Genomic DNA, 26,088 nt, shown 5'->3' with positions numbered 1-26,088 from the left:
CTTTTGTAATTTGCCGCGCCAGCGGATTCGGCGGCCGCGCTGTACAGTTGCGCTTTCGTATCGGAAACACGCGCGCGCTTCCATGCGCTTCCAGCGTGTACGTTCGTTTCCGATCGGCAACTTCCCAGCCTTTCCCATCATGAGCCGCACATTCCCCACCCGCTTCCCCGAGATCCACCGATGACGAGCACGACGCCCACGCCCCCGACGCGCTCGTCGTTCATCGGCTGGCTGCCCTACATCGTCGCGGCCACCTTCTTCATGGAGTATCTCGACACCACCGTGATCGCCACGGCGCTGCCGCAGATGGCGCATTCGTTCGGCATCGGCCCGAACAGCCTGAGTCTCGGCGTGACGGCCTACATGCTGGCGCTCGCCATCTTCATTCCGGCGAGCGGCTGGGTGGCCGACCGCTGCGGCTCGCGCACCGTGTTCTTCGGCGCCGTGCTCACGTTCACGATTGCCTCGGTGCTCTGCGGGATCGCGCAGAACCTGCCGGAGTTCGTCGCGGCGCGTGTGCTGCAAGGCATGGGCGGCGCGATGATGGTGCCGGTCGGCCGCATGATCGTCGTGCGCAGCACCGAAAAAAGCCGCTTGATGCAGGCGATCTCCACGATCACCTGGCCCGCGATCGCCGCACCCGTGGTCGGGCCGCCGGTCGGCGGCTTCATCACGACCTACGCGTCGTGGCGCTGGATCTTTCTGCTCAACGTGCCGTTCGGCATCGCGGTGCTCGTCGCGATCATGGCGATGGTGCCGAACCTGCGCGGCGAGCAGCGCCGCCCGCTCGACGTGCTCGGCCTCGTGCTGAGCGGCGCGGCGCTCACGGCGATCCTCTATGGCGCCGAACTCGCGAGCCAGCCCGGCGAAAATCCGTGGCGCGCGGCGGCGCTCGTGGTGGCCGGCGTGCTGATCGGCGCGATGGCGTTCTTCCACGCGAAGCGCCACACGCATCCGCTGATCGACGTATCGACGCTGAAAATCCCCACGTTTTCGGTGACGGTCGTGACGGGTTCGGTCACGCGCGTCGGCATCGGCGCGGCGCCGTATCTGATGCCGCTGCTGTTCCAGATCGGCTTTGGTTTGTCGGCGTTCAAGTCGGGTTTGCTGCTGCTCGCCAGCGCGCTCGGCAACCTCGGCATGAAAGCGCTCACGACGCGCATTCTCGAACGCTGGGGCTTCCGGCTCGTGTCGGTCGTCGACGTGACGATTGCGGGGCTCTCGATGATCGCGTGCGGACTGCTCACGCCCGGCGTGCCGCTCGCGATCGTGCTGATCGTGGTGTTCATCTACGGCGTGACGCGCTCGATGCAGTTCTCGACGCTCGCCACGCTCGCTTACGCCGACGTCGCGCAACCGCAGATGAGCGCCGCCAGCACGCTCTGGAGCGCGGCGTCGCAGATGACCAACGGTCTCGGCATTGCGTTCGGCGCGCTCGCGCTGCGCATGGCGGCGAGCTACAACGGCGAGACGACGGGCCACGCGTTCTCGCTCGACGACTTCCGCCTCGCGTTTCTGGGCGCGGGCCTGCTCACGCTGCTGTCGGTGTGGGGATATGCACAGATGGCGCGCGACGCGGGCCGCAATGTGGGAGGCGGCTCGCGGCGGCAGCGCGCGTGAAGCTTCGGGGCTTCAAGCGCGCGTTGAAGGTGGTTCGATGAAAAATGGCAGCCGCAACGAACACCGTCGCGGCATCGCCGCTTACTTCGACAGACTCGCGCGCACCGTGAATTCCTGCTCGGTGTCCGGCTCGAAATCGTCGTCGTCGCGAATGTACGCGGGATGGAATTCCGCCGAGAGCGGCTCGACCGGATAACCGCGCCGCTCCCACGCGTCGAGCCCGCCCTTGAGCGCATGCGCGTGATGAATATGCTTGCTGCGCAACTGGTTGACGATGCGCTTGGCCGTCGCTTCGTTCGGGCACACGCAATAGACCACGATGGGCCGCGCGACCAGTTCGGGCGCGATCTCGTCGTGCGAATCCAGATCGAGCGGACGCGCGCCCGGAATGCGGTACGCCTCCTTCTCGCGCACGGTCTGCGGCCGCGCGTCGAACACGATCGGCGGCGCGGCGGACTTCATCATCTCGTCGAGCTGATCCGGCGAAATGCGGTGCGTGGCGAGCCAGCGGCGGAACTGCAGGCGGCGCACCCAGCGCCAGCCGAGAAACAGCACGCCGGCCACGGCGAGCACATCGAAAATCGTCCCGCCATTCGCGCGCACGAATACGGCAAAGCGCGCGATTTCCGCGTGCAGCGCCGCGCCGCCGAGCAGGTAGACGCCCGCCCACAAGGTCGCGCCGAGCGCGTCCCAGAGCAGGAAGATGCGCATTTCCATCGACGTGGTGCCGAGCAGCGGCGCCGACATCAGGCCGAGGCCCGGCACGAACTTCGCCACGGTCAGAATGGGCGCGCCGTGACGCTCGAAGACGTTGCGCGCGACGCGGATCGTCGTGTCGAGCGACAGCGAAAAACGCACCAGCGCGTTGAGCAGCCGGCGGCCGCGCAAACGGCCCGCCATGAACCACAGCGAATCCGCGAGCAAGGTCGCGCACACCGCCGCGATCAGCAGATTCGGATACGACGCCTCGCCGCCCGCCGCCATCGTGCCCGCGAGAATGAGCACGGGCGCGGCCGGAACCGGCACGCCGAGCTGCGTCACGAGCACGCTGAGAAAGACCGCCCCGGTGCCGAAATCGGGCGGGATGGCGGTGGGGAGGGTCCACATGTCGGGGTTTTCCTGCGCGGGTACGTTGGGTATGAAAGGAAACATGTGTGCGTGCGCAGCACAAGGGTGGAGATTAACCCATTCAGCGCATTTCTTGCTCGCGGTCAGCCGCGCGCGGGATGCGCAAACGCGACGCTTGAGCGGCCGCAGATCCGGCCCTTTTCGTAGCGGGAACGATTGAACGCGATCGGCTTCGATCGGGAAATCACGTGCACGGGCATAGCACCGATTCGCCCGCCAGCGATTCGGTGCTACGCTCGGGAAGCCGGAGCGCCGCGCCGCCGCGCCGATATTTTTCCCGATTTCCTTTAAGAAACATGCGTTACTGGCGTCTCGACCGTCCCAGCCAGACGGGTCAGTTCGATCTGTCCCGCGTCACCCGCCTCGTTGCCTCGATCGGCGACGACGACGCCAATGCGCTCGCCGCCGAAGTCCTCAATCTGCTCGGGCCGGCCACGTCGGTGTCGCAATGCACGGTGTTCGCGTACGAGTTCGGCAATCGTCCGCGCACGGTCTCGGTCGCCGACCATCGCGGCGGGCGCTTTCTGCGCGACGTCGCCGACACCTACGCGCGCCTCTTTTACGCGCTCGACGGCAACCAGCGCATCGTCGCGGGCCACGACGCCGACGCGCCCAGCAACGCGCTCGTGCTGCACTGGCAAACGAGCGCCGATATCGCGCACGACGGCTATCGCACGGCCTGCTACGCCACGCCCAATGTCTCCGACCGGCTCTCGCTGCTGTTGCAGCCCGCCGCCGATATCTGGCTCTCCGTGAACCTCTATCGCGAGCGCGACGCGGGCAACTTCCGGCCCGCCGAAGTCGAACTCGTGGAATCGCTCGCACCGCTGATCGGCGAGGCCACGAAGCATCACTACGCGTTGAACGGCCAGCGTCAGGCCGGCATCGCGCCGCTGATGCTCGCGCGCCTGCGCGGCCTCTGCCCCGATCTCTCGAAACGCGAACTCGACGCCCTGCGCGGCGTGCTCGAAGGCCACAGCGCCGCCGAAATCGCCGACCACATGGGCGTCAAGCCGAGCAGCGTCGTGACCTACCAGAAGCGCGCCTATCGGCGGCTCGGCATCTCCAGCCAGCGGCAGTTGTTCGCGCTCTGCCTCGCCCACGTCAACGGCTGAAACGCGCCCCGCGCGCTGTACCCAAAATGAGGACAGCGCCGCCGCCCGCGCGCTCCATACTGGCTCCATCGCCGCGAGGTCGTGTCAACGATCCGCGAAGCCATAAATCCAGATTGGAGACAGCGCACCATGCCCCACTACGCCCATTTTTCGCGCGCCCGCTTCGGCGCATCGCAGCAGGAGCGCGCGCGATGACCGCCGCCTTCCAGCCCTACCCGTTCGAAGCCCGACACTACGACGCGCGCCTGCCCGAATGCGCCGATGGCCGCGAAACCCGGCGCCACGCCGTGACGATCGTCGGCGGCGGCCCGGTCGGCCTCGCGATCGCGCTCGGACTCGCGCAACACGGCGTGCGCTCGGTGCTGATCGAAGCCGACGAATCGGTCTGCTACGGCAGCCGCGCAATCTGCATTTCGCGGCGCAGCCTCGAAATCATCGAACGGCTCGGCGCACTTGACGGCTTTCTCGCGAAGGGACTGCCGTGGACCGGCGGACGCAGCTTCTATCGTCACGACGAAGTGCTGCACTTCACGATGCCGCAGGACGAGAACCAGAAGCTGCCGCCGATGGTCAATCTGGCCCAGTACCACATCGAGCAATTCCTGCTCGACGCGGCCGAGCGGCATGCCGACCTGATCGACATCCGCTGGCGCACGAAGGTCACGGCGATCCGCCACGATGAACACGGCGCGACGCTCACGCTCTCCACGCCCGCAGGCGACTACGAAGCGCAAACCGACTGGCTCGTGGCCGCCGACGGCGGACGCAGCACGGTGCGCGAGGCGCTGGGCCTGAAGCTCACGGGCACGAGCTACGAAGGCCGCTATGTGATCGTCGACATTCTGCTCGACAGCGCGCAGCCGACCGAGCGCCTCGCTTACTTCGATCCGGCGTCGAATCCCGGCTCGACGGTGCTCGTGCACAAGCAGCCCGACAACGTCTGGCGCATCGACTATCAGCTGCGCGACGGCGAGGATGCCGACGAAGCCGTCAAGCCCGAAAACGTGATGCCGCGCGTGCAAAGCCTGCTCGACATGATGGGCGAAACCGCCCCGTGGTCGCCGGTCTGGATCACGATCTACAAGGCCAACGCGCTCACGCTCGAACGCTATCGGCACGGCCGCGTGCTGTTCGCGGGCGACGCCGCGCATCTGGTGCCGATCTTCGGCGTGCGCGGCGCGAATTCGGGCATCGACGACGCCGACAATCTCGCCTGGAAACTCGCGTACGTCACGCAGGGCCGCGCGCACGCGAGCCTGCTCGACAGCTATTCCGACGAGCGCGTGTTCGCGGCGCACGAGAACCTGAGCTACGGCACCAAGAGCACGGAATTCATGGCGCCGCCGTCGTTCGCGTTCGATCTGATGCGCAAGGCCGTGCTGAGCCTCGCGCTCAAGCATCCGGGCGTGCGCTCACTGATCAATCCGCGCCAGACGTCGGCGATTGCGTATCTTGAGTCGCCGCTCAACGCCGGATCCGATGCGTTCGCGAGCGGCCCCGCGCCCGGCGCCGTGCTGCCCGAATGTCCGCTGACGATCGTCGATCGCGACGGCGCGCAAGCCTCGCATCTCACCGCACATCTCACCGATCTTCTCGGGCCGCGCTTCACGGCGTTCTGGTTCAGCGACGATGACGCGTTGCCCGCCGATCTCGCCGCACTCGAAACCGAATTCGCGGCGCGCGACTTGCCATTCGCGCTGATTCCCATCGCGCGCCACGCTCTCGCCGATACCGCGCAACGCAGCGCCTGGGATCACACGGGCAAGCTGTTTCCGATGTACGGCGTCGCGCAACAGGCGCTCTATCTCGTGCGCCCGGACGGCCACGTGCTCGGACGCTGGCAAGGCGCACGCGAGGAAAGCGACAAGCACGACGAACGCGCCACGTTCGCACAACGCGCGCTCGCCGCCGTCGATCGCGCACTGCGCGGCTGATCCCGACACCCGGAGACACGATGATGGAACAACACTTGAAGCACGCCATGACGGACAGCGAACTCGACGCGGTCTATACGCGCCTGTGCAAGACCATGACGGATTTGGGCGAGGCCGCGACGCCGCTCTTTCTCGCGCGCTTCGCGCTGCTCGCCGTCGAGCGCATCGGCGATGCAGCCGCCGCGTTCGAGTTGATCGACGCCGCGCGCGAGGACATGGACATATCGGCCACGCGTTGAATCGGGCTTTAAACCGGCTTTAGCGCCGCTTCAAAGCCGCTCAGCGGCGCGCCGTTTGCAGCAGACGCGCCAGTTTCGACCGATTGCTGATGCCGAGTTTCTGAAAGGAACGGTCGAGATGCGTACGCACGGTCGTATAGGAAATCCCGAGACGTTGCGCGATTTCCTTGTCGAGCAAGCCATCCGCGGCAAGCTCGACAACCTCGCGCTCTCGCCGCGTGAGGCGCGCGAGCAGATCGCCGTCAGGCTGAGGCAGATCGTCGGCGGTGGCGGGCGGCGCGTCGATCCACACCTCGCCGTTCGCGCGCGCCATCGCCGCCGCGAACGCGGGCCGAATCAGATCGAACAACGCGCGTTCGCGCGCGGACGCGACATCGCGATGCCCGCCGCGCGCGATCCACAAGTTGCCGTCGATCGCCTCGTCGCGCCACGCGGTCTCGGCGAAATCGTCCGCGCCCAGCAGATCGAGCATGCGTTGCGCAGCGTCGGCGCGCAGCGCGTCCGCGCTCGACGCAGGCTCCGCCAGCACCCTGAAGAAGTCGGCAAGCAGCACCAGTTCGCGGCTAGTCAGATGCATGCGCAACGGGATGAAGACAACGGTGGATCGAAGTACGGGTTCATGACTGCAAGACGTCCCAGGCGCCGTTGCATTCGCAACGTTCTGAGCCGGGATACGCGCTTCAGCTTATCCAGCGCGGCCGGTGAATTCAAGAAAACTTCTGGAGCGGAAAAGAAAATGGGCGGCAACGCCGCCCCAAAAAAAACACACGCCGACAGCTTTCAGGCCGCCGGAAATTGCATCCTACGCGATGCTCCCTGGGTGTGAATCCTCATTAAAGAGGACAAATGTGCATCGCATGCGAGCTTTGCCGAATCGCGCCGTCATTCCGGTCTGCAGTGGGAAAAAATGCCCCGCAAATATTGCATACCGGAGAGCTACGGCGCATCGATTCGGTAATTCCTCCCCGCGAACACACGCAGACGAAGGTCGGCGCAAGCTCAGGGAATCACGCGCGTCACGCCACGGCCACGCGGATCGGAGGCGGCCTCGGGCGTCTGGCCGTCGATGCGGATCGCCTGAATGTCGCCGTTGAAATCCTGGCCCTTCAGCACATAGCCCTTCGCCTCGACCTGCTTGGCGAGATCGCCGTCGATCGGCTGGTACGGCTCCCAGAAAATCGTGTTCGGCGGCAGCAGTTGATGGTGGAAACGCATCGCGCCCACGGCATCCTTCAACGGCATCTTGAAGTCGTAGAGATTGTTGATGACCTGGAAGATCGACGTGAAGATGCGCGAGCCGCCCGGCGTGCCGATCACGAGCGCCACCTTGCCGTCCTTCGTGAGAATGGTTGGCGACATCGAGGACAGCGGACGCTTCTTCGGCGCGATCGCATTCGCGTCGCTGCCGACCACGCCGAACATGTTCGGCACGCCGGGCTTCGCGGAGAAGTCGTCCATTTCGTCGTTGAGCACGATGCCCGCGCCCGGCACCACCACGCCCGAGCCGAAATAGCCGTTGATTGTGTACGTGTTCGAGACCGCATTGCCCCACTTGTCGACCACCGAGAAGTGCGTGGTCTCGGCCTTTTCCGGCATCGAGGTGCCGAGTCCCGCCTGCACACTCTTCGTGTCCGAGGGCTTGTCGGGATCGACTTCGGCGGCGCGTTTCGCGAGATAGGCGTCGTCGGTCAGTTGCGCGACCGGCACCTTGTAGAAGTCGGGATCGCCGAGATATTGCGCGCGGTCCGCGAACACGCGCTTCTCGATCTCCGCGATCAGATGAATGTATTGCGGCGAGTTGAGCGTCACGTCCTTGAATTGCGGCGCGAGCATCGCCTTCATCTTGAGCAGCTGCACGAGGCCGACGCCACCCGAACTCGGCGGCGGCGCGGTGATCACTTCATAGCCGTTCCACTTCGCCTCGACCGGCTGACGCCACACGGCCTTGTACTCCTGCAGATCGCGCTTCGTGATGAGGCCGTGGCCCTTCATCGACGCCGCGATCAGGTCGGCCGTCTTGCCGTCGTAGAAGTCCTTCGCGCCTTGACTGGCGATGCGCGTGAGCACGTTGGCGAGATCGGGCTGCTTGAACGTCGCGCCCTCCTTCATGTCGCCGAAGTACTGATCGAAATTGGTCTTGCCGCCGAATTCCTTCGACGCCTCCTCGCGGCGCTTCGCCAGCAGTTCGTCGACGACGAACCCATCGCGGGCGTATTGAATCGCCGGTTGCAGCACCTGCTTCCAGGGCAGCTTGCCGAAGCGCTTCTGCGCTTCCCACATGCCCTCGACCGTGCCCGGCACACCCACGGCGTCGTAGCCATAAAGGCTCTTGCCGGGAATCACGTTGCCCTTGTCGTCCTGATACATCGTGCGCGTGGCGGCCAGCGGCGCGCGCTCGCGATAATCGAGGAAATACGGCTTGCCGTTCACGTAGAGCGTCATGAAACCGCCGCCGCCGATATTGCCGGCTTCGGGATACGTGACGGCCAGCGTGAAGGCGATGGCGACCGCGGCGTCGACCGCGTTGCCGCCCGCCTTGAAGATCTGCTCGGCGGCGTCGGCCGCGTATTTGTCGGCGACGGCGACCGCCGATGCGTTGAGGACCGCCGGATGTTGCTGCGTGTCTTTCGCGAATGCGGGCGTGGCTTCGAGAAAGCCCGCCGATAAAGCGGAAAGCGAAATGAGTGCGAGAGCGGCTGCGGAAATTTTCGTTCTATCGACCAGCTTCATTGAGTGACCTCCATGATTCGGTTCATCGCGTAACGTCAACCACCTTTCACCGGGCTTTTGGCCTGGTTACAGCGCTTATAGCACGCGCAGAAATCGTTTGCGATCCGGCGATCCGCCGATAACGCTACGGCGCCGATTCATGGAAGTACCGCGTATCAGGCCTTGCCGCGGCTGCCGCGCGCGATCTCGTCGCCAGCATTGGCGGGCAGGCGCATCGTCACGGGAATCGAGGCCACGGAGAAGAGTCCGACCACGAAGAATGCGGGCCAGAAATCGGACCAGACGATGGTCGAATGGCCTTGTACACGATGCGAAACTTCCAGCACGATCCCGGCGATCGTCACGCCCAGACCCAGCGACACCTGCTGGATCACGCTCGCGACGCTGGTCGCGCGGCCGATGTCCTTCGTCTCGATGTCCGCGTAGGCGAGCGAATTGAGGCCGGTGAATTGCAGCGACGGAAAGAGCCCGCCCGCCAGCACGACGAGCCAGATGAGCCACACCGGCGTGGTCGGCGAGAACAGCCCGCAGACCGCGATGGCCGCGCCCGCGATCGCCGCGTTGACGATCAGCGTGCGCCGGAAACCGAAGCGTCCGAGCACGCGCGAGACGATCGACTTCATGAAGATCGAGCCGAACGCCGACGCGCAGGTAATCGCGCCCGACGCGAACGCCGTCATGCCCAGACCTTCCTGTAGCGTGAGCGGCAACAGGAACGGCACCGCGCCCAGGCCGATGCGAAACAGCGATCCGCCCGCCACGCTCGCGTTGAAACTCGGAATGCGCAGGAATTTCAGATCGAGCACGGGACGTTCGGCGCGCTGCGCATAGAACCAGTAGATCGCGAGCAGGATCGCGCCGACCACGCACATCGTCACCGCTTTCGTATTCGAAACGAGTTGGCCGCCGACGAGCGACAAGCCCAGCATGAACAGCGACGCGCCACCCGCCGAGAGCAGAAAACCGAGCCAGTCGAGCGGCCCCGGATGCTCCTCGTGCATGTTCGCGATATGCCGGTTCGCGAGCCAGATGCCGAACACGCCAATCGGAATGTTCACGAAAAAAATCAGCCGCCAGTGCAGATAGGTGGTGATGAAACCGCCGAGCGGCGGCCCCACGACCGGCCCGAGCAGCGCGGGCACCGTGAGATAGTTGACCGCGCGAATGAAGTCCGACTTCGGCAGCGAACGGAAAATGATGATGCGCCCGACCGGCACCATCATCGCGCCGCCAATGCCCTGCACGAAGCGCGCGGCCACGAACATTTCGAGCGAGCGCGACGCCGCGCACAGCAGCGAACCGGTCATGAAAATGCCGATGGCCGTGCGAAACACATTGCGCGAACCGAAGCGGTCGGCCACCCATCCGCAGATCGGAATGAACACGCCGAGGCCGATCACGTAACTCGTGACGGCGAGCTTGAGGGTGATGGGATCTTGCCCGAGATCGCGGGCCAGCGCGGGCAGCGAAGTGACGATGACCGTCGCGTCCACGTTCTCCATGAACATCGAGCACGCGACGATGAGCGGAACGATGAAAGTGCCGAGGGCAAGGGGCATGGGCAGGAACGACGATCAGCGCGGCTGATGGCGTAAAGGCACCATTATGGCACTGTGTTGCAAAACGCGGTGGCTCGGCAACAGATGAAGCCGCGCTAAAAACACAAAGGCCGTGAAGCGAACTTCACGGCCTTCACGGCCTTTTCTACGGCGTTTCAGCGACAGCGGTTCGCGCGAGCGCTTACTCTGCCGTCTGCTTCAGGCGGCTCACGACCGGCGCGAGTTGCGGCAGCACTTCTTCGGCCGCGCGCGTCACATCGTTCGGGAAGTCGATCTCGATCCACGGCGCGCCCGTCACGTCCGCCGTGTCGAATTCGGCGCCGCGTTCGAGCAGCAGATCGCGCAGCGCTTCTTCGTGCGGCAGGTTCGCGCGGCCCGTATCGACGTAGCCTTCGACGATCTGCGCGAAACGGCGCGCGGTCGCTTCGTTCAGGCGGAAGAAGCCGACCGATTCGCCGATCGTGTCGTACTGCAGGCCCACGGCGAGCTGCTTGCGCAGTTCGACGGGCACGCCGTCGCGCAGGCACAGCTTCACGGGTTCGTCGCCGGCTTCGAAGTCGCGGTCGATCAGCAGACGGTTCGTGGGCGCCTCGCCCGCGACGAGCGGCGCGAACACGCGTTCGTCGTAGAGCACGTCGGCGTCCATGAGCAGCACGTCGCCGCCGCGCGTGATGGCTTCGGCCGTGCGATGCACGGTGAGCACGCTGCCCAGATCGAAACGCGGATTCATCACGACTTCGACCTTGTGCGGCCAGTTGATGCGCTTGAGTTCCGCTTCGACCAGTTCAGGCTGGAAGCCGAGCGCGAGCACGACTTCGGTGACACCTGCCGCTTCGAGCATCTGCAGGTGGCGTTCGAGCAGCGACACGCCCTCGAATTGCAGCAGACATTTCGGAAACTGTTCTCCAGCGCGTTGCTGAAGGCGCAGGCCGAGGCCTGCCGCAAGAATGATGGCGCGCATGCGTTCCTTGGGAGAAAAAAATCAATCGGCGATTTCGACAGCGGGCACACGCAGGGCGCGCCGGCGTTGCCAGCTTCGTTCGCTGAAATGCAGATACAGCAGGCCCGGCAGACCGAGCAGGATTTCGCGCGCGCGCTTGGCGAGCGAGAGCGCGAGGGCCGCTTCCGGCGGCAGGCCGACGAGCGGCGCGAGCAGCAGATAGCCGCCCTCCTGCACACCGAGCGAGCCCGGAATGGCGAAGGCCGCGCCACGAATGGCCTGGCCGATGCTTTCGAGCAGCAGCGCGTCGACCCAGCTCACCGGATGGCCGAGGAAATGCAGCGCGAGCCACACTTCCGCGGTGCCGACGAGCCAGCCCGCGAGGCTCAGCGTGAAGCTGGCCGCCGCACGGCCGCGTTCGGCGTAGAGCGCCTTGACGGCAGCGTCGATGGCGTCGGCGCGCGTGGCCAGCGAGGACCAGTCGCGCTTGCCGAACAGCTTCGACGCGATGCGCAGCAGACGGCCGAACAGACCGCGCCGCTGCGCGACATAAAACAGAGCGATGAGACCGCCGAGCACGACGGTCGCGATCAGCGCGGCGATACCGAGATCGCGCGGCGCGCCGTTCGCGGCGTAAGCCGAAAAGAGCACGATGCCGAACACCGCGAAGACGATCTGCGCGACCGCTTGCAGCGTGGTGCTGACGGTGATGGCGGCGGCCGCGTCGCGCATCAGCATGCCGCGCTGCGCAAGCTGGCGCACCATTGCAACCGGACCGCCGATCTGGCCGGCCGGCAGCAGGCTGTTCACAGCCTCGCCGCTCCAGCGCGCGAGCAGCGCGTGACGCTGGTCCACGCGCTCGCCCTTCTTGAACAGCACGGCGATGGCAGCCGCGTCGAGCGCGAGCGGCACCACGTGGAAGGCCGCGACGAGCGCGAGACCCCAGCCAGCCGCCGCGAGCGCGCCCGTGACCGAGCCGAGGCCCTGCCACGCGAGCAGCGCGATAAAGAGCGCCGTGCCGATCGACAACAGCAGGATGGCAGCACGGCTCACACCGATCCCCCGGTCTTGCGCGCGCCGCCCGTGGCCGATTGCAGCGCCTTGCGGAACACCTGACGGAAACCGAAGTACGCGATCGCGTCCTTCATGTTCGAGATGAAGCGGCGCCACGGGCGCATGTTCGGGTTCGTCACGTATTCGAGCGTGAGCGAGACGCGCACTTCGCCTTCGCGGCTGGGCGTGACGCGATGCCGCAGCTTGTCGCCGTCGAAAAGAATGAGCGCGCCCGGCGGATACTGCACCGCGCCGGGTTCGTCGGGCTTGTTTTCATCGCGCGTGTGCAGCTCGTAATCGAGAATGCACGACGAGTCGTCGATCACGCCGAGCAGCACCGTATAGCGGCGGCCGTCGTAGTAGGACGTGTCGTAATGCCAGCCGATGTGATCGCCCGCGCGCGTGTAGTAATACAGCGCGTACGCGTGCGGATCGTCGGGCGGCGAGAGCTGGAGCTTGTCGCCCGTGATGTTCTCCAGCCACGCGATCAGCTTGGGCGAGCGATACAGTTCGGCGATCCACGGCTGCAGACGGTCGATGGTGTGGCGGCTCACGCTGCCACCCGCCTTGTGGCCGGGGATGAAATTGCGGTTGACCTCGGGCATCAACGCGTTGGCGGCGTCGATGAGCCGCTGCGTCGCGTCCGCGGGCAGGAATTCGGAGAGATAAAGGAACGAGCCTTGATCGACGTACTCGTTTCGCAACTGATTCGTATTCAGGTCGCCCGTTGCCCGGCCGACCGCGGCATCCGCGTCCCCTGACTGCATGGACGCACTCGCCCCGCTACTGTCGCGCACACCCGGCGCGACCACCTGCTCTTCTGCTTGCACACTCATCTGCTGATCCAAACCTGACGGGTTTCCTTGCCTGGCCGCGTGCGGCGCGTTACGCGCACATAGTCGAGCACCACGTAAATGGCGAACAACGGCGCCCCGATGGACGCGGCCACGACGAACGGCGCCACGATACCGGTGAGCGTGACGAGCGGCAACAGATAGAGAACGTCTTCCGTTTCGAACCCGCCGACGAACGCCTGTTGGGTGCCGGCCTTGCCGGCCATTTCCTCGATACGCATGCGCAGGAAAAAGATCACCGCGACCGCGATACCGGCGACGCCGCCGAGGATTGCCGGCGGCACATGCCAGTTCGCACTGGCGGCCGCCTGCACGCCGAGCCCGTAACCCATGCCGAAGAACAGCAGGATGGTCGTGAGCGCGTCGGCAGCGAGATCGTAGAAATGGCCGATCCGGCTGGTTTTACCACTGATGCGCGCGAGCTCACCGTCAGTGTGATCAACAAAATTCGACAAAACGATCAGAAATGCGCCAATATTGACGTTCAGGAAATCGCCCCGCGCCAGATAGAAGGCGCCGGCGACACCGATCAGCAGGCGCAGCGTGGTCAGGTGATTCGGGGTAACGCGGGTGGGCACGAGCGGCGTGACGAGCCAGCGCGCGACGCGCGCGTCCCAGGTACGCGGCAACGGCACCGCGCGGGGTGCCGTTTTTGCAGGTTGGTCTTTTCCAGTCATAACCGGGAAATATATACGGCTTCCAGAAAACTTGCAGGTTTTCCGACAGTCGAAGGGCGCTGGAAGCGCGCCCGCACGCCGCCTGAATGCGCCCGTTGGCGGCGCGGCGCACATGCTCCGGGCGGCCTCGCGAGCAAAATTAAACGATCCCGCGTAGAGTTCAGACCTCGCACCGGCCCGGTACCGAATATCGGGTGACGCCTGCCACGCAGGCGCAGCTTAATCGCCAGAATTCCAATGAAACGTCTGACTTTTGCGGCTCCCGCTGCCGCCCTTCTCGCCACGGCGCTCGCTTTCGCGCCCCTCACGTCCCGCGCCGCCACCCTCGACGACGCGCTGACCTGCCAGGAATCCGCGCACGATTTCGTGTCGGGCCTGATCGACCAGAAGCTGATCGACGCGAAACCCATGCGCGTGGAAAGCAACTCGATCAACGCGTTCTGGCCCGCTCACGGCCAGCGTCTGACCGCTTACGGCTTCAGCGTGTTCGCCATCGTGGGCTTCCAGCAGGACGATCCGCTGTTCAAGACCGGCGACGGCAAGCCCATCGGCCGTTCGGCCTATGGCGCGGTCGTGGTCGCCACGCAGAGCCGGGTGCAGGCGGCGCTCAACGCGGCCGGCAATCATGCGATCGTCCATCATGCGGGCCCGCTTCTGACGGCGATCTTCTGTCAGCAGGATTAAGCGCGATGGATTAAGCGCACTCGCGCGGCGCGTTGGGCGGCGTCGTGCGGGTTTGGCTGTTAGTTGCATATCAAATGGGAGCGCCCGCAAGGCTGCGCCGCCCGTCCAGCGCCCCGCTATTCGATACGGCCGAATCCGCCCTCGGCCCACGACTCGGCGCGCGCCTTGGTGAGCTTGAAGTTCGGCGCGACGCGCGCCTGCGCAATCTGCTCGCCGTACGCATCGAAGGCCGTGAGCGTTGCATAGGGCTCGTACTCGTCGGGCACGATGTCGAGCGTGACGTCGACATCGCCATCCGCGGTGCTCACGCCGATGCGCTTGTGCATCAGCGCGCGCAACTGCTGCTCGTGGCGCCGGAGCACCTCCGAGGCGGTCTTCACGAGCGTATTGAACGCCGACGTATCGAGCGGCTTCGGATTCTTCTTGTCGCGCCCCATCGTCCACGGGCCGACCAGCGCGGGCTCCGGCTCGCCGTCCTTGATCATCTCGACCGCCCAGCCGTCGTCGTCCTCGTTCTTGATAACGCGCGCCATCCAGCCGTCCTTGTGCCACAGGCGCGCTTCCTTGATCTCGTCGGCCGCGTCGGTGGCGGTCGGGTCGTCAAAGGCGTCGTCGGGGAGTTCGGTTGAGGCGTCGGTCATGGCGGGTTCCATCGGGTTCTGCGGACGGCCCGTTTTAGCGGGCTGGGGGCAGGATTTTACCCGCAAGTGCCGATGCGGCCGCGAGGCACGCCATTCAGGCGGCGCTTTATCCGTTTTTCGGCCTTTATAGGGCGCAAGCGAGGGCACACGCGAGGGACACCCGAAAACTGGCACGTAAAGTCACGTGAAATCGTCTCGATTAATGATTCACGACAAAATCAAATCATTAATAAGCGAGAAAGTTCCTGATTTCCTATTTTGCAACAGACTCTTCCAGATTTTAGAAGAAAGGAAAATGCAGGAAATCGGGCAAAAAAAACGCGGCCCGGGGGCCGCGTAAAAACAGATGAAAAAAGACCACCCTTGGTCAAGGGGCAGAGAAATTGTACCGCCGGGCATCGCTGATGTGGGTCACATAATCTGGAACAATACCTTCCACAAATCGGCAGAATACCGTAGCGAATATTTCGTCATCTTCTGTAACGCCCGTCTGACAGGGCCTCCCGGTACGTCGTAATGACGCAACAGATTTTATCGCCGTCACATTTTGTCGCATCTATTTCCAGCATGAAAAAATGCTTATAACCCAGTGACTTACGTTAATTAGTGCGACTTCTACAATATTAAGAATGTATTGTTTCCCCGAACAGTACGAATGTTCTGATTTACGAGAATACACTGGGCCTCGAATCGTCAGACCACGAATGTCAGCGCAGCAACGCGGCTTTCGTGAGATTCCCAAGTACTGTCCCGGAGTTAACAAGCATGAAAAAAACCCTCATCCTCGCTGGCGTTCTCGGTGCCTTTGCCATGAGCGCGCATGCGCAAAGCAGCGTCACCCTTTACGGCTCTCTCGATGCCGGCATCGTCTACGCGAACAACGCTGGTGGCCACAGCCTGTGGGCCCAGGGCAGCGGCGCGCTGTCGCACAACTACTTCGGCCTGAAGGGCTCTGAAGACCTCGGTGGCGGTCTGAAGGCCATCTTCAAGTTGGAAAGCGGCTTCAACATCGGTAACGGCTCGTTCAGCGAATCGGACACGATCTTCAACCGTCAGGCCTATGTCGGCCTGCAAAGCGACCAGTACGGCGCCCTGACGCTCGGCCGCCAGTACGACTCGATGAACCAGTACCTCGCGCCGCTCTCCGAAGCCGGCGCGGGCTTCGGCAACAACCTCGCGGGCCACCCGTTCGACAACGACAACTTCGCCCAGACGTTCTCGATCAAGAACGCGGTCAAGTACTCCAGCGCGAACTACGCGGGCTTCCAGTTCGGCGGCATGTACGGCTTCTCGAACCAGGCCGACGGCTTCGCGAACAGCCGCGCATGGAGCGCGGGCGCATCGTATAGCAACGGTCCGCTGAACGTCGCGGCCGGCTACCTGCAACTGAACAACTCGGGCACGGTGGGCGGCAATACGAGCGGCGCCGCGTCGGCTGACTCGAACATCTCGGCGCGCCTGCAACGCAGCTTCGGCGTCGGCGCGAACTACACGTACGGCCCGGCGCAAGTCGGCTTCGTGTGGTCGCATTCGCAGATCGACGGCCTGCAAAGCCTCGGCAGCGGCGGCGCGACGCTCGCCGGCGTGAGCGGCCTGAACCTGCACATGGACAACTACGAAATCAACGGCGCGTACCACCTCACACCGGCGCTCGCGTTCATCGGTTCGTACACGTTCACGGACGGCACCGTCACGGGCACGGGGACGGGCGACCAGAGCCCGAAGTGGCACACCGTCGTGCTCGGCACCGACTACTCGCTCAGCAAGCGCACCGACGTCTACCTGGCCGGCGTGTACCAGCACGCTTCAGGTTCGCTCGGTGTGAACAACGCGGGCCAGAGTCTGCAGAACGTGGCGGCGATCAACACGCTGTCGCCGTCGTCGACGAACAACCAGATCGCCGCGACGATCGGTCTGCGTCACCGCTTCTAACGCGCTCATCGGCGCGCGCCGAAGCGCGGATCAGCGGAATGGGCAGCGCAATCCGCCGCTCGTTCCGCTTCACGCACAACGCACATGCGGCACAAGCGCATGTGCGTTTTTTCTTGAGCGAAGGGTTGCGTGAGTCGGGTTGCGAGAATCGGGTTGCACGAGTCGATGCAAGCGCGGCGCTCGATGCGTGCCTCTTCGCCGGATACTTCAATCGCTTCGTCGTTGCCGGGCGCTTCCCTCTTTCTCTTCGTCCGATCAACAACTCGCCGACGCGCGCCGCGTGTTCCCTCTTCGCTGTTGCATCTTTTTACGATATGCGAGGCCTCTGCCGCATCCTGCGTGCGTATACTCTTATGCAGCTTCCGCAGTCCCGCACTGCCTTTCGATCTGCATTCGTCACACCGCCATGAATACGCTTACGCAACGCCTCGCCGCCGTCCTGCCTTTCGCGCTGCTCGCAGCCTGCGGATCGTCGCCCTCCAGCACCGCCTCGAATGGCGAAACGATGATCTACGCGTCCTCGGCGCGTTCGCCGTCGTCGATTGCGAATTGCCTCGAAGACCGTCTCTCGAACGTGCACGAATCGCGCTCGGGCAGCACCACCGAACTCACGGTGGGCTCGCGTTCGAACGCCTCGTATTTCGTCACGCTCACGCCGAACAACTACGGCTCGGTGATTCGCGTCACGCACGGCGCGTCCACCTCCGACGATCCGCCTGAAGAAAAGCTGCGCTTCGACGTGGCGCGCTGCACGACCTGATGCGTTGAACGTAACGGCCGGCGCATGATTTATTTACTGCGCCGAACCCCTGTCACGAAGCGGTCACATCTGCGATGATGTGCGCCCTTTCGACTTCGCACGGCATCGCTTCATGGCTTCAGGGACCGCACATCACGCCACCGGATGGGCAGCAGGCGTCATCGCCGCCGCCCTCGTCACGCGCATGGGAGCCGACGGTCCCTGGCATCTTTACGCCGCGCTCGCGTTCGTCGCGGGCGTCGCGGGCGGCACCGCACCCGACTGGCTCGAAGTCGCCTGGTGGAGCAAGAAGCGTCGCCTGTGGATCACGCATCGCACGATCACGCATTGGGGCATCGGCTGGATCGCGCTGCTGGTGGGCTCGTATCGCGAACTGGGCCATCAGATGTGGGCCGCGCCCGCCTTCGGCTTCGCGTGCGGCGGACTGATCCATCTGTTCGCGGACTGGCCGAATCCGCTCGGCGTGCCCTGGATCGTGCGCCGTCATTCGCTGAACTTGTGGCGCAGCGGACATTGCGATCTGATCGTGGTCGCCGCGTCGTGGGTCGCCGCCTGGTTTTTCGCCGTGCACGGCGTACCGCATAGCTGGTCGCTGGAACCGCTGCGCCGACTCGTCTGATTGATCGGGATTCCGAAGTAAATCGGTGAAGCGCTCGGTGACTTTCTCAGTGACTTGCCCGTGTCCGCCGAGCGTGAAAACGGGCGGCCTGAGCCGCCCGTCTGTGTACATCAGTCCAGCGTGAAGTCGATACCCTGCGCGAGCGGCAGCGCCGACGAATAATTCACCGTGTTCGTCGCGCGCCGCATATAGCCCTTCCACGCATCCGAGCCCGATTCGCGTCCGCCGCCGGTTTCCTTTTCGCCGCCGAATGCGCCGCCGATTTCCGCGCCGCTCGGTCCGATGTTGACGTTCGCAATGCCGCAATCGCTCCCCGACGCCGAGAGGAAACGCTCGGCCTCACGCAGATCGGTCGTGAACGCGCACGACGACAAACCATGCGCCGCCGCGTTGTTCGCGGCCACGGCCTCGTCGAACTCGCGATACTTCATGACGTAGAGAATCGGCGCAAAAGTTTCCTTGAGCACGACCGCGCTTTGCGACGGCATTTCCACCAGCGCGGGGCGCACGTAATAGCCGTTCGACAAGCCATCGACATTCACGCGCTCGCCGCCCGTCACCTTGCCGCCCTCCGCACGCGCCTGATCAAGCGCGGCTTGCATCTGCTCGAATGCGCGCGCGTCGATCAGCGGTCCCATCAAGGTGCCCGCCGTGAGCGGATTGCCGATCGGCACCTTCGCGTAGAGCTGTTTCAGGCGCTCGACGGTGGCCTCGTAGACGCTCTCGTGCACGAACAGCCGGCGCAGCGTGGTGCAGCGCTGCCCCGCCGTGCCGACGGCGGAGAACAGAATGCCGCGCAGCGCGAGTTCGCGATCAGCGCTCGCGGTGACGATGCCCGCATTGTTGCCGCCCAGTTCGAGAATCGCGCGCCCGAAACGCTGCGCCACAGCGACGCCGACCGCGCGGCCCATTTCCGTGCTGCCGGTCGCGCTGACGATGGCCGCACGCGGATCGGCCACAAGTTTTTCGCCGACGTCGCGTCCGCCGACCACCAGCGAGACGAGCCCCTCGGGCGCATCGCCGAAGGCGCGCAGCGTGTCGTCCATGATTTTCTGCACCGCGAGCGCGGTGAGCGGCGTTTTCTCCGAGGGCTTCCAGATCACGGGATTGCCGCAGACAAGCGCGAGCGCCGCATTCCAGGACCAGACCGCGACGGGGAAATTGAACGCGGAAATCACCGCGCACACGCCCATCGGATGCCAGCTTTCCGCCATGCGATGGCCGGGACGCTCGGAGGCGATGGTCAGGCCATAGAGTTGCCGCGAGAGACCGACCGCGAAATCACAGATGTCGATCATCTCCTGCACTTCGCCGAGTCCCTCTTGCAGGATCTTGCCGGCTTCCAGCGAGACGAGGCTGCCGAGCGCTTCCTTGCGGGCGCGCAGGCGCTCGCCGAGCAAGCGCACCAGTTCGCCGCGGCGCGGCGCCGGCACGTTGCGCCACTGCAGAAATGCGGCGTGCGCGCGCATGAGCGCGGCGTCTACATCGGCGGGCGACTGGCTCGCGACGCGCCCGATGGCTTCGCCGGATATCGGCGATTTGACTACGATGTCACCCGACCCGGCCTCTTCTGAAATGCCGAGGTCGGCAAGAATACGCGCTGCGTTCATGACCGATCCTTTTATTTCCGATAAGAAACAAACTCTCGTGCGCCGACTATACACGGCACCCGATAGCGCATCAAGACGGGAAAAAATGGACGGCGCGCGGGGGCGGAATGCCCGTATGGCAAGCCACAGCGCGTGATTGCGTGAGTCTGGAGCAGAAAGGATAGGCGCGGCGAAAGAGTTTCCGATCAGAAACTTTTGAGCGAAGGGACGCGTTTCCTATCGGAAAATGAGAAAAATCGGGCGCGGGAAACGTGTGAGGTGGCGGTGCGAAGCCGCCGCCCGATCGTCCGCGCCAGAAGCGGCGGCATCGATGGAAAATCGTTAGCGCGCGGAACCGTTGCCCGGTCCGCCCTGCGCATCTTGAGCGCCGCGCCAGCGATTCGGACCGCCTTGACCACCTTGGCCGCCCTGCCCGCTGGCGCCGCCCTGGCGATTCTGCGCCGCGCCGTTCGAGCCCGGCGCATGCCCCCAGCCGTCACGGCTGGCAGGCGCGGCGTTCGCAGCAGGCCCGCCCGCTCCGCGCTGGCCGTAGGCGGGCCGCGCCTGGTCGGGACCGCGTCCGCGATGATCGTCGGCTTGCGGCTGGCCGTGGCGAGTGTCGCCGCCCCGACGCTCGCCATCATCGCGACGACCGCCAACCGCGATTTCGACCGAACTCACCGCGCCGTAGCCTGGCCCGTAAGCCGGCGCAGAACCATAGACCGGCGCCGCCTGATAAACCTGAGCGCCGCCCTGATCGCCATAGCCGTAACCCGCCCCATACCCCGGCCCGACCACGCACCCCGCCAACGCAACAGCGGCCCCAGCCGCCAGCCACAGTTTCAGCATCGCTACTCCTCGAATCGTTACGCAAAGATCTCGCGATCAACAAAAAACCCCGCAGCGATTGCGGGGCTCGTGGGACCGCACCGGCGCTTTAGCGGCAGCGCTTTTCCCAGTGGTGATGCACGCGGACCTTGTGGCAGTCGTGATGCACGCTGGCCTGTGCCGACGAAACGCCGGCCGCGACGATACCCAGCGCGGCGAGTGCGATGAGGATGGACTTCATGGATTGCTCCGATCGATTGAATGCGGGGCTCGGATCGTAGCAACGGGCCTCGCGCGGCGCGAGGAATGCAAAAAGCCGCCTGACAATCGCGGAGCAGCGCGAGGAAGCGAAGAATTCGCAGCGCCGATGCCCAACGTCGAGGACCCGGGTCAGAGAGGGATCGGAGGCTTGGGCGGAGAAAGAGGAAGTCAGGTCAACCGCTGAACCGCACATTGCCGCCCGCGCAGCGGACGGCGGCAAACCAGCACGCAGCGTATCCAACCGAGCGGCCAGCCCGAACACGCCGCGTAGCCATCGTGCTCACGTTTCTTCCGTGCATTCCGCGCGCCCCATGCGATGGCCGATGATCAAACCGGCGTCGTAGGCGGTTTCCAGCGCGCGGCCGACGTCTTCCGCGCTCACGAGGTGAAAGTCGGCGGTTTGCTTTCCGGTCAGTTCGAAGCGCTCGATACCGAGCGTTCTACGCGAGATGGCCAGCAATAATTCGAGGCGTTCGTCATACATTTTCTTTACTCCATTTGATCCTTCTCATCCAATCTAATAATAAGGACGGGGATAGCGTTCTTCACGCGGCGCCGCGACGCATATCGAGGCTCTATTCGAATTCTTACTACATTGAAAGACAGCGCCGACACCAGTAAGATCCGCGGCAATCTTTAAGGATTGTCAATTCGAAGCCCTAAACGATTTCGGCGGCGTTCAGGCCCGCACGGCAGACGCCCCAGACCGCGACGCGCCCCGCGCAAATCCACGACACTGGCCATCTGGCCGAGTTTCCTAAACGCGACGTTTTGCTATGATCGGAAACCTGCCAGCCCCAGTCCCCATTTCAGATCCCGCTCATGGAAACCCCGCTCGTGCCATCGGCCGGCTCGTCGACCGCCGACCTCGGACGCCGCGTCCGCGCCGCGCGTCTCGCCCAGGATCTGACGATCGACTACGCCAGCCGCGTCTGCGGCGTGTCGCGCTCGACGCTCTCGAAGATCGAAAACGGCCTGATGTCGCCGACTTTCGACGTGCTGCAGAAGATCGTCGCCGGTCTGAACATCGACCTCGTGGAACTGTTCGGCTCCACGCCCAGGGCCGATTTCGGCGGCCGTCGCGCGCTCACGCGGCGCGGCGCGGGCAAACCGCATGCGTATCGCGGCTATGAGATGGAATTGCTCGCCACCGAACTCGCGCACAAGGCCATGCTGCCGTTTCTCGTGCGCATCACCGCGCATTCGACCGACGCCTTCGACGACTGGGGCCGCCACGAGGGCGAGGAATTCATCTATGTGCTCAGCGGCAGCGTGTGTCTCTACACCGAGCTCTACACGCCCACGCAGCTCGAAGCGGGCGACAGTCTCTATTTCGACAGCCGCACCGGCCATTACGCGGTCTCGACCAGCGAGGAAGACGCCGTCGTGATCTGGATGTCCACCGGCGCCGCCGTGCCCGGCTCGCCCGCGCAGGAAGAAGAAGCGGCGCCCGCCGCGAAGCCGATGCGTTCCAAAAGGAAACTTTCGTCGGCTTGAGGAAACACGCGCGGCTTCGGCGGTTTCGGCGGCTTTACCCGCTGGAACGGCTCGCGCGGCCCGGTTTTTCCGTGACCACCGGCTCGGGCTGACGCTTGCGCGCCCGGCGTCCCGACGCGGCCGCGTGCGCCGCCGCATCGCGTTCGCGCGCAGCGGCCCGCATGGCGTCGATCAGCGCGCGGCCCACCGCCGAGGGCTGCGTGTCGGTACGCTGGATCAGGCCGACCGGCTCCTCGCCGCCCGCCACCGGCAAGGGCAGGCGCACGAGCGCGCCGTGCCGCAGGTCGTACTCCACCGCGCCCGACGGCACGAACCACACCGCGTCGTTTTCCAGCGCCATCGCGCGCCCGACCGACACCGACAGCAACTCCACCGACGACGTCAGCGGCGGCGCGCCCCACGCCGCCAGCAGACTGTCCGCCGCCTGGCGGATCAGCGTGCCGAACGGCGGCAGCACCAGCGGAAACTGCGTCGGGAACTGCGCGAGCGGCCGCGCCGCGCCCACGCCCTGCAACAGCGGATGGCCCGCGCGCACGACCACCGTCATCGGCTCGTTGTAAAGCTGCTCGAAACTCAGGCCCACCATGCGCTCGGGATCGGCGAGACGGCCCACCGCGAAGCTGATCGCGCCCGCCTTGAGGCGTTCGAGCAGTTCCGTGTTGGCCCCCGTCAGCAGCCGCACGCTCACGCGCGGCCACTCGCCGGCGAAGCGCCGCATGGCGTCGGGCAGCAGCGCCGTGGCCACCGTCGGCAACACGCCGATTTCGAGCGTCGCCGCCACCGCGCCCTCGTCGCGCGCGAGCAAGGCCACGCCCTGACGCAGCGCGCTCACGCACGCGCTCGCGTGCGGCATGAACAACTGCCCCTCGTGCGTGGGCACCGCGCCGTGGCGGCCGCGCTCGAACAGCTTCACGCCCAGCGCCGACTCCAGCTCGGCGATGGTCTTCGAGACGGCGGGCTGCGTCACCGACAGGCTTTCCGCCGCCTGCTGCACGCTGCCGAACTGCGCCACCGCGAGAAAACACTGCAAATGCCGGAATTTGACGCGCGAATCCGCAAGTCGGTTTTCCATAACGATCCGTTATACGAGATGCGATAAAACATCATTTTGCATAACTTTTCCCCTTGGATAAAGTGGATGTCATCCGCGCAACGCGACCGTCCGCCGCGCGGCATAAATCCACTTCCCACAAATCTGCCAGGAGACAACCCCATGGACGAGTCCATCCTGTCGCCGCGCGACTTCGACTCGCATCCGGCGTTCGTGTATCCGCCGTATCGCTCATCGGTCAAACGCGGTCCCACGCTGCCCCTGATCCCCCTGAAGGACAAACTGCGCAATCTGCACGCACCCGTCTACGGCGCGGAAGATCTCGGCACGCTCGACAACGACCTCACGCGTAACGCGGTGCGCAACGGCGAACCGCTCGGCGAACGCATCATCGTCACGGGCCGCGTGCTCGACATCGGCGGCAAGCCGGTGCGCAACACGCTCGTGGAAATCTGGCAGGCGAACGCCGCCGGCCGCTACGTCCACAAGCAGGATCAGCACGATGCGCCGCTCGACCCGAACTTCCTCGGCGCGGGCCGCTGCGTGACCGACAACGAAGGCCGCTATCGCTTCCTGACGATCAAGCCGGGCGCGTATCCCTGGGGCAATCACCCGAACGCCTGGCGTCCGCAGCACATTCACTTCTCGCTGTTCGGCGATTACTTCGGCTCGCGTCTCGTCACGCAGATGTATTTCCCCGGCGACCCGCTGCTCGCGTTCGACCCGATCTATCAAGGCACGCCCGAGCAGGCACGCGAGCGCATGATTTCGCGCTTCTCGCTCGACACCACCGAAGACAGCTACGCACTCGGCTACGAATTCGACATCGTGCTGCGCGGCCCCAACGAAACCCCGATGGAGCGTTGATCATGGCACTCAAGGAAACGCCCTCGCAGACCGTTGGCCCGTACTTCGCCTACGGCCTCTGCCCGCAGCAATACAACTTCGATTTCAAGAGCCTGTTCAGCGCCGATATCGTCGGCACGCAGACGCCCGGCGAGCACATTTCGCTGATCGGCCGCGTGATCGACGGCGACGGCAAGCCGGTCTTCGACGCGATGCTGGAGTTCTCGCAGGTCGATGCCAGCGGCCAGTATCCGCAGTCGCGCGAGCAGATCGCCGAGACGGGTTTTCGCGGCTTTGCGCGCGTGGGCACCGGCACGGACCCGGAGCAGCGCTTCATCGTGCGCACCGTGAAGCCGGGCGTCGAGAACGCCGGCGAGGCGCCGCATCTGAACGTGATCGTGATGATGCGCGGCATGCTCACGCACACCTTCACGCGCGTCTATTTCGACGACGAAGCGGCAGCGAACGCGGCCGATCCGGTGCTGTCGTCGGTGCCCGCAGCGCGCCGCGATACGCTGATCGCGCGACGCAGCGAGCAGGCGGGCAACATCGTCTATCACTTCGACATCGTGATGCAGGGCGAACGCGAAACCGTGTTCTTCGATCTCTGATCGCGCATGTCACGACACACGGAGCGCGCCGCACTGAATGAAAAACGCATGACTTTCACGCGCCTTTCATGAACGTACCCTAAGATCGCCCGCACTGCGATCTGATCGCGGAACTCCGAGCTGTACCTTGATGAAGCCTGCCATGAGCGGGCTTCTTTTTTTTGGGTTTCGCGGATGTGCGCGGACGTGACCGTGTGCGCCTGAAACGCGTCTCAGCCGAGCGGCCGCACACCGATCAGCACGCCGTGCAGCCAGAACCCGAACACGGCCCACGCGACCAGACCGATCACGACGACGAGCGCGTCGCGGCTCGCGCTGCCGGGCGGATAGACCACGCCGGCCTCGCGATCGCGGCGGCGGCCCGCACGCACTTCCACGAGCGACCAGACGAGGAACACGCCGAACAGCACGATGGCGTGCAGCGTGCCGTTGGCGAGCAGATGCGCGAACGCCCAGAGCGCCACGCCGCTGACGAAGGGCTGGCCGAGCGCGCGCTTGATGTGATTGCCGGGAACGTAGGCCGCCACGATCATCACGAAGGCGATCGCGGTGAGCAGCGCGACGAGGTGCGCCATGCCGTGCGGCGGCAGCCAGATGGGGACGGGATAGCGCCGTGCGAGCCCGTAGCCGGCGACGGTGAGCACGACGCCGAGTATCGACAGCAAGGCGAACACGCCGCGCCACGCACGGATGCCGAAGCGTTCGATTTGCGCGGCGCGCCACGGCCCGGCCAGCATGCGGATCGAATGCACGCCGATGAAGATCGCAAGACCCAACACCAGTAACGCCATTGTCGCCTCCTGTCGGCCCAAGTTAGCGCTTTAGCGCTTACTTGGGTCCCATGCAAAGCTGTCGGTCCAGGTTCGCTTAAACGCTCACCGTCCTTTATCACAAGACGGCGTGCAGTGTCGCGCAACTGA

General features: G+C 64.9%; 27 protein-coding genes. 12 read left to right on the top strand and 15 right to left on the bottom strand.

Annotation, left to right across the window (positions count from 1 at the left end):
• Positions 1-180 precede the first annotated feature (180 nt).
• Positions 181-1,620, top strand: a complete 1,440-nt coding sequence (locus tag U4Y88_RS32700; protein ID WP_224014854.1) for a DHA2 family efflux MFS transporter permease subunit — start codon at positions 181-183, stop codon at positions 1,618-1,620.
• 81 nt (positions 1,621-1,701) lie between these two features.
• Here U4Y88_RS32700 and U4Y88_RS32695 read toward each other — a convergent pair whose 3' ends face one another.
• On the bottom strand, positions 1,702-2,727 hold the full coding sequence (locus tag U4Y88_RS32695; RefSeq protein WP_224014855.1) for a VTT domain-containing protein: 1,026 nt from the start codon (positions 2,725-2,727) through the stop codon (positions 1,702-1,704).
• A gap of 317 nt (positions 2,728-3,044) precedes the next feature.
• Here U4Y88_RS32695 and U4Y88_RS32690 point away from each other — a divergent pair, with 317 nt between their 5' ends.
• The 3 genes from U4Y88_RS32690 (at position 3,045) to U4Y88_RS32680 (ending at position 6,036) form a co-directional block, all read left to right on the top strand.
• On the top strand, positions 3,045-3,863 hold the full coding sequence (locus U4Y88_RS32690; RefSeq protein WP_321788993.1) for a helix-turn-helix transcriptional regulator: 819 nt from the start codon (positions 3,045-3,047) through the stop codon (positions 3,861-3,863).
• A 191-nt stretch (positions 3,864-4,054) separates the two neighbouring features.
• Positions 4,055-5,797: an FAD-dependent oxidoreductase gene (locus U4Y88_RS32685; protein WP_321788991.1), complete on the top strand. Its 1,743-nt coding sequence runs from the start codon at positions 4,055-4,057 to the stop codon at positions 5,795-5,797.
• Between the two features lie 20 nt (positions 5,798-5,817).
• Entirely contained in the window at positions 5,818-6,036 is a 219-nt protein-coding gene (locus U4Y88_RS32680) for a hypothetical protein (RefSeq protein ID WP_405045027.1), read from the top strand.
• Positions 6,037-6,076: 40 nt separating this feature from the next.
• Here the strand turns inward: U4Y88_RS32680 and U4Y88_RS32675 are convergent, their stop codons facing one another.
• From U4Y88_RS32675 to U4Y88_RS32645, 7 genes are all read right to left on the bottom strand, one after another.
• Positions 6,077-6,613 carry a helix-turn-helix transcriptional regulator gene (locus U4Y88_RS32675; protein ID WP_321788990.1) on the bottom strand — a complete coding sequence of 179 codons (537 nt, stop codon included), beginning with the start codon at positions 6,611-6,613 and terminating at the stop codon, positions 6,077-6,079.
• Between the two features lie 422 nt (positions 6,614-7,035).
• On the bottom strand, positions 7,036-8,766 hold the full coding sequence (gene ggt / locus U4Y88_RS32670) for a gamma-glutamyltransferase (protein WP_321788988.1): 1,731 nt from the start codon (positions 8,764-8,766) through the stop codon (positions 7,036-7,038).
• Positions 8,767-8,921: 155 nt separating this feature from the next.
• The gene (locus U4Y88_RS32665; protein ID WP_310631727.1) at positions 8,922-10,325 is read right to left on the bottom strand and encodes an MFS transporter; all 1,404 of its coding nucleotides are present in this window, start codon (positions 10,323-10,325) and stop codon (positions 8,922-8,924) included.
• A gap of 181 nt (positions 10,326-10,506) precedes the next feature.
• A complete protein-coding gene (locus tag U4Y88_RS32660; RefSeq protein ID WP_224014868.1) occupies positions 10,507-11,286 on the bottom strand; it encodes an NTP transferase domain-containing protein in 780 nt (259 codons plus the stop codon).
• A gap of 21 nt (positions 11,287-11,307) precedes the next feature.
• A complete protein-coding gene (locus U4Y88_RS32655) occupies positions 11,308-12,318 on the bottom strand; it encodes a flippase-like domain-containing protein (protein ID WP_224014871.1) in 1,011 nt (336 codons plus the stop codon).
• Entirely contained in the window at positions 12,315-13,154 is an 840-nt protein-coding gene (locus U4Y88_RS32650) for a 2OG-Fe(II) oxygenase (protein ID WP_321788986.1), read from the bottom strand. The genes U4Y88_RS32655 and U4Y88_RS32650 overlap by 4 nt, the downstream gene beginning before the upstream one ends.
• Entirely contained in the window at positions 13,151-13,849 is a 699-nt protein-coding gene (locus U4Y88_RS32645) for a CDP-alcohol phosphatidyltransferase family protein (RefSeq protein WP_321788984.1), read from the bottom strand. The genes U4Y88_RS32650 and U4Y88_RS32645 overlap by 4 nt, the downstream gene beginning before the upstream one ends.
• Before the next feature lie 237 nt (positions 13,850-14,086).
• On the opposite strand from U4Y88_RS32645, the gene U4Y88_RS32640 reads away from it, so the two are divergent.
• The gene (locus U4Y88_RS32640) at positions 14,087-14,533 is read left to right on the top strand and encodes a hypothetical protein (RefSeq protein ID WP_321788982.1); all 447 of its coding nucleotides are present in this window, start codon (positions 14,087-14,089) and stop codon (positions 14,531-14,533) included.
• Between the two features lie 116 nt (positions 14,534-14,649).
• Here the strand turns inward: U4Y88_RS32640 and U4Y88_RS32635 are convergent, their stop codons facing one another.
• On the bottom strand, positions 14,650-15,174 hold the full coding sequence (locus tag U4Y88_RS32635) for a hypothetical protein (protein WP_224014879.1): 525 nt from the start codon (positions 15,172-15,174) through the stop codon (positions 14,650-14,652).
• A gap of 765 nt (positions 15,175-15,939) precedes the next feature.
• Between U4Y88_RS32635 and U4Y88_RS32630 the strand changes: the two genes are divergently transcribed.
• The 4 genes from U4Y88_RS32630 (at position 15,940) to U4Y88_RS32615 (ending at position 18,485) form a co-directional block, all read left to right on the top strand.
• A complete protein-coding gene (locus U4Y88_RS32630) occupies positions 15,940-17,106 on the top strand; it encodes a porin (protein ID WP_321788980.1) in 1,167 nt (388 codons plus the stop codon).
• Between the two features lie 38 nt (positions 17,107-17,144).
• Positions 17,145-17,516, top strand: coding sequence for a hypothetical protein (locus tag U4Y88_RS32625; RefSeq protein ID WP_321788978.1), 372 nt, complete (start codon positions 17,145-17,147; stop codon positions 17,514-17,516).
• The gene (locus tag U4Y88_RS32620; protein WP_224014883.1) at positions 17,513-17,866 is read left to right on the top strand and encodes a sugar ABC transporter ATPase; all 354 of its coding nucleotides are present in this window, start codon (positions 17,513-17,515) and stop codon (positions 17,864-17,866) included. Before U4Y88_RS32625 ends, U4Y88_RS32620 begins: the two co-directional genes overlap by 4 nt.
• A 112-nt stretch (positions 17,867-17,978) precedes the next feature.
• On the top strand, positions 17,979-18,485 hold the full coding sequence (locus U4Y88_RS32615; protein ID WP_224014885.1) for a metal-dependent hydrolase: 507 nt from the start codon (positions 17,979-17,981) through the stop codon (positions 18,483-18,485).
• 110 nt (positions 18,486-18,595) lie between these two features.
• Here U4Y88_RS32615 and U4Y88_RS32610 read toward each other — a convergent pair whose 3' ends face one another.
• From U4Y88_RS32610 to U4Y88_RS32595, 4 genes are all read right to left on the bottom strand, one after another.
• Positions 18,596-20,095, bottom strand: a complete 1,500-nt coding sequence (locus tag U4Y88_RS32610) for an aldehyde dehydrogenase family protein (protein ID WP_321788976.1) — start codon at positions 20,093-20,095, stop codon at positions 18,596-18,598.
• Positions 20,096-20,416: 321 nt separating this feature from the next.
• On the bottom strand, positions 20,417-20,923 hold the full coding sequence (locus tag U4Y88_RS32605; protein ID WP_321789114.1) for a hypothetical protein: 507 nt from the start codon (positions 20,921-20,923) through the stop codon (positions 20,417-20,419).
• Positions 20,924-21,011: 88 nt separating this feature from the next.
• Complete coding sequence (locus tag U4Y88_RS32600; RefSeq protein ID WP_321788974.1) at positions 21,012-21,143, bottom strand: hypothetical protein; 132 nt, start codon at positions 21,141-21,143, stop codon at positions 21,012-21,014.
• A gap of 300 nt (positions 21,144-21,443) precedes the next feature.
• Positions 21,444-21,647 carry a DUF6900 domain-containing protein gene (locus U4Y88_RS32595; RefSeq protein ID WP_224014890.1) on the bottom strand — a complete coding sequence of 68 codons (204 nt, stop codon included), beginning with the start codon at positions 21,645-21,647 and terminating at the stop codon, positions 21,444-21,446.
• Between the two features lie 338 nt (positions 21,648-21,985).
• Here U4Y88_RS32595 and U4Y88_RS32590 point away from each other — a divergent pair, with 338 nt between their 5' ends.
• The gene (locus U4Y88_RS32590) at positions 21,986-22,660 is read left to right on the top strand and encodes an XRE family transcriptional regulator (RefSeq protein ID WP_321788972.1); all 675 of its coding nucleotides are present in this window, start codon (positions 21,986-21,988) and stop codon (positions 22,658-22,660) included.
• 34 nt (positions 22,661-22,694) lie between these two features.
• Here the strand turns inward: U4Y88_RS32590 and pcaQ are convergent, their stop codons facing one another.
• Positions 22,695-23,732 (bottom strand): pca operon transcription factor PcaQ, encoded by a 1,038-nt coding sequence (gene pcaQ / locus U4Y88_RS32585; RefSeq protein WP_321788970.1) that lies wholly within the window; start codon positions 23,730-23,732, stop codon positions 22,695-22,697.
• A 141-nt stretch (positions 23,733-23,873) separates the two neighbouring features.
• On the opposite strand from pcaQ, the gene pcaH reads away from it, so the two are divergent.
• Positions 23,874-24,578: a protocatechuate 3,4-dioxygenase subunit beta gene (pcaH, locus tag U4Y88_RS32580; RefSeq protein ID WP_224014895.1), complete on the top strand. Its 705-nt coding sequence runs from the start codon at positions 23,874-23,876 to the stop codon at positions 24,576-24,578.
• On the top strand, positions 24,578-25,168 hold the full coding sequence (gene pcaG, locus U4Y88_RS32575; protein ID WP_310633512.1) for a protocatechuate 3,4-dioxygenase subunit alpha: 591 nt from the start codon (positions 24,578-24,580) through the stop codon (positions 25,166-25,168). The genes pcaH and pcaG overlap by 1 nt, the downstream gene beginning before the upstream one ends.
• A 212-nt stretch (positions 25,169-25,380) precedes the next feature.
• Here pcaG and U4Y88_RS32570 read toward each other — a convergent pair whose 3' ends face one another.
• Entirely contained in the window at positions 25,381-25,959 is a 579-nt protein-coding gene (locus U4Y88_RS32570; RefSeq protein WP_224014897.1) for an NnrU family protein, read from the bottom strand.
• Between the last annotated feature and the right edge of the window lie 129 nt (positions 25,960-26,088).

Source organism: Paraburkholderia sp. J94 (assembly GCF_905220285.1).
GTDB lineage: Bacteria > Pseudomonadota > Gammaproteobacteria > Burkholderiales > Burkholderiaceae > Paraburkholderia > Paraburkholderia tropica_A.
The sequence above is the reverse complement of the archived record's forward strand: the minus strand, read 5'-3'. Positions and strand labels throughout refer to the sequence as shown.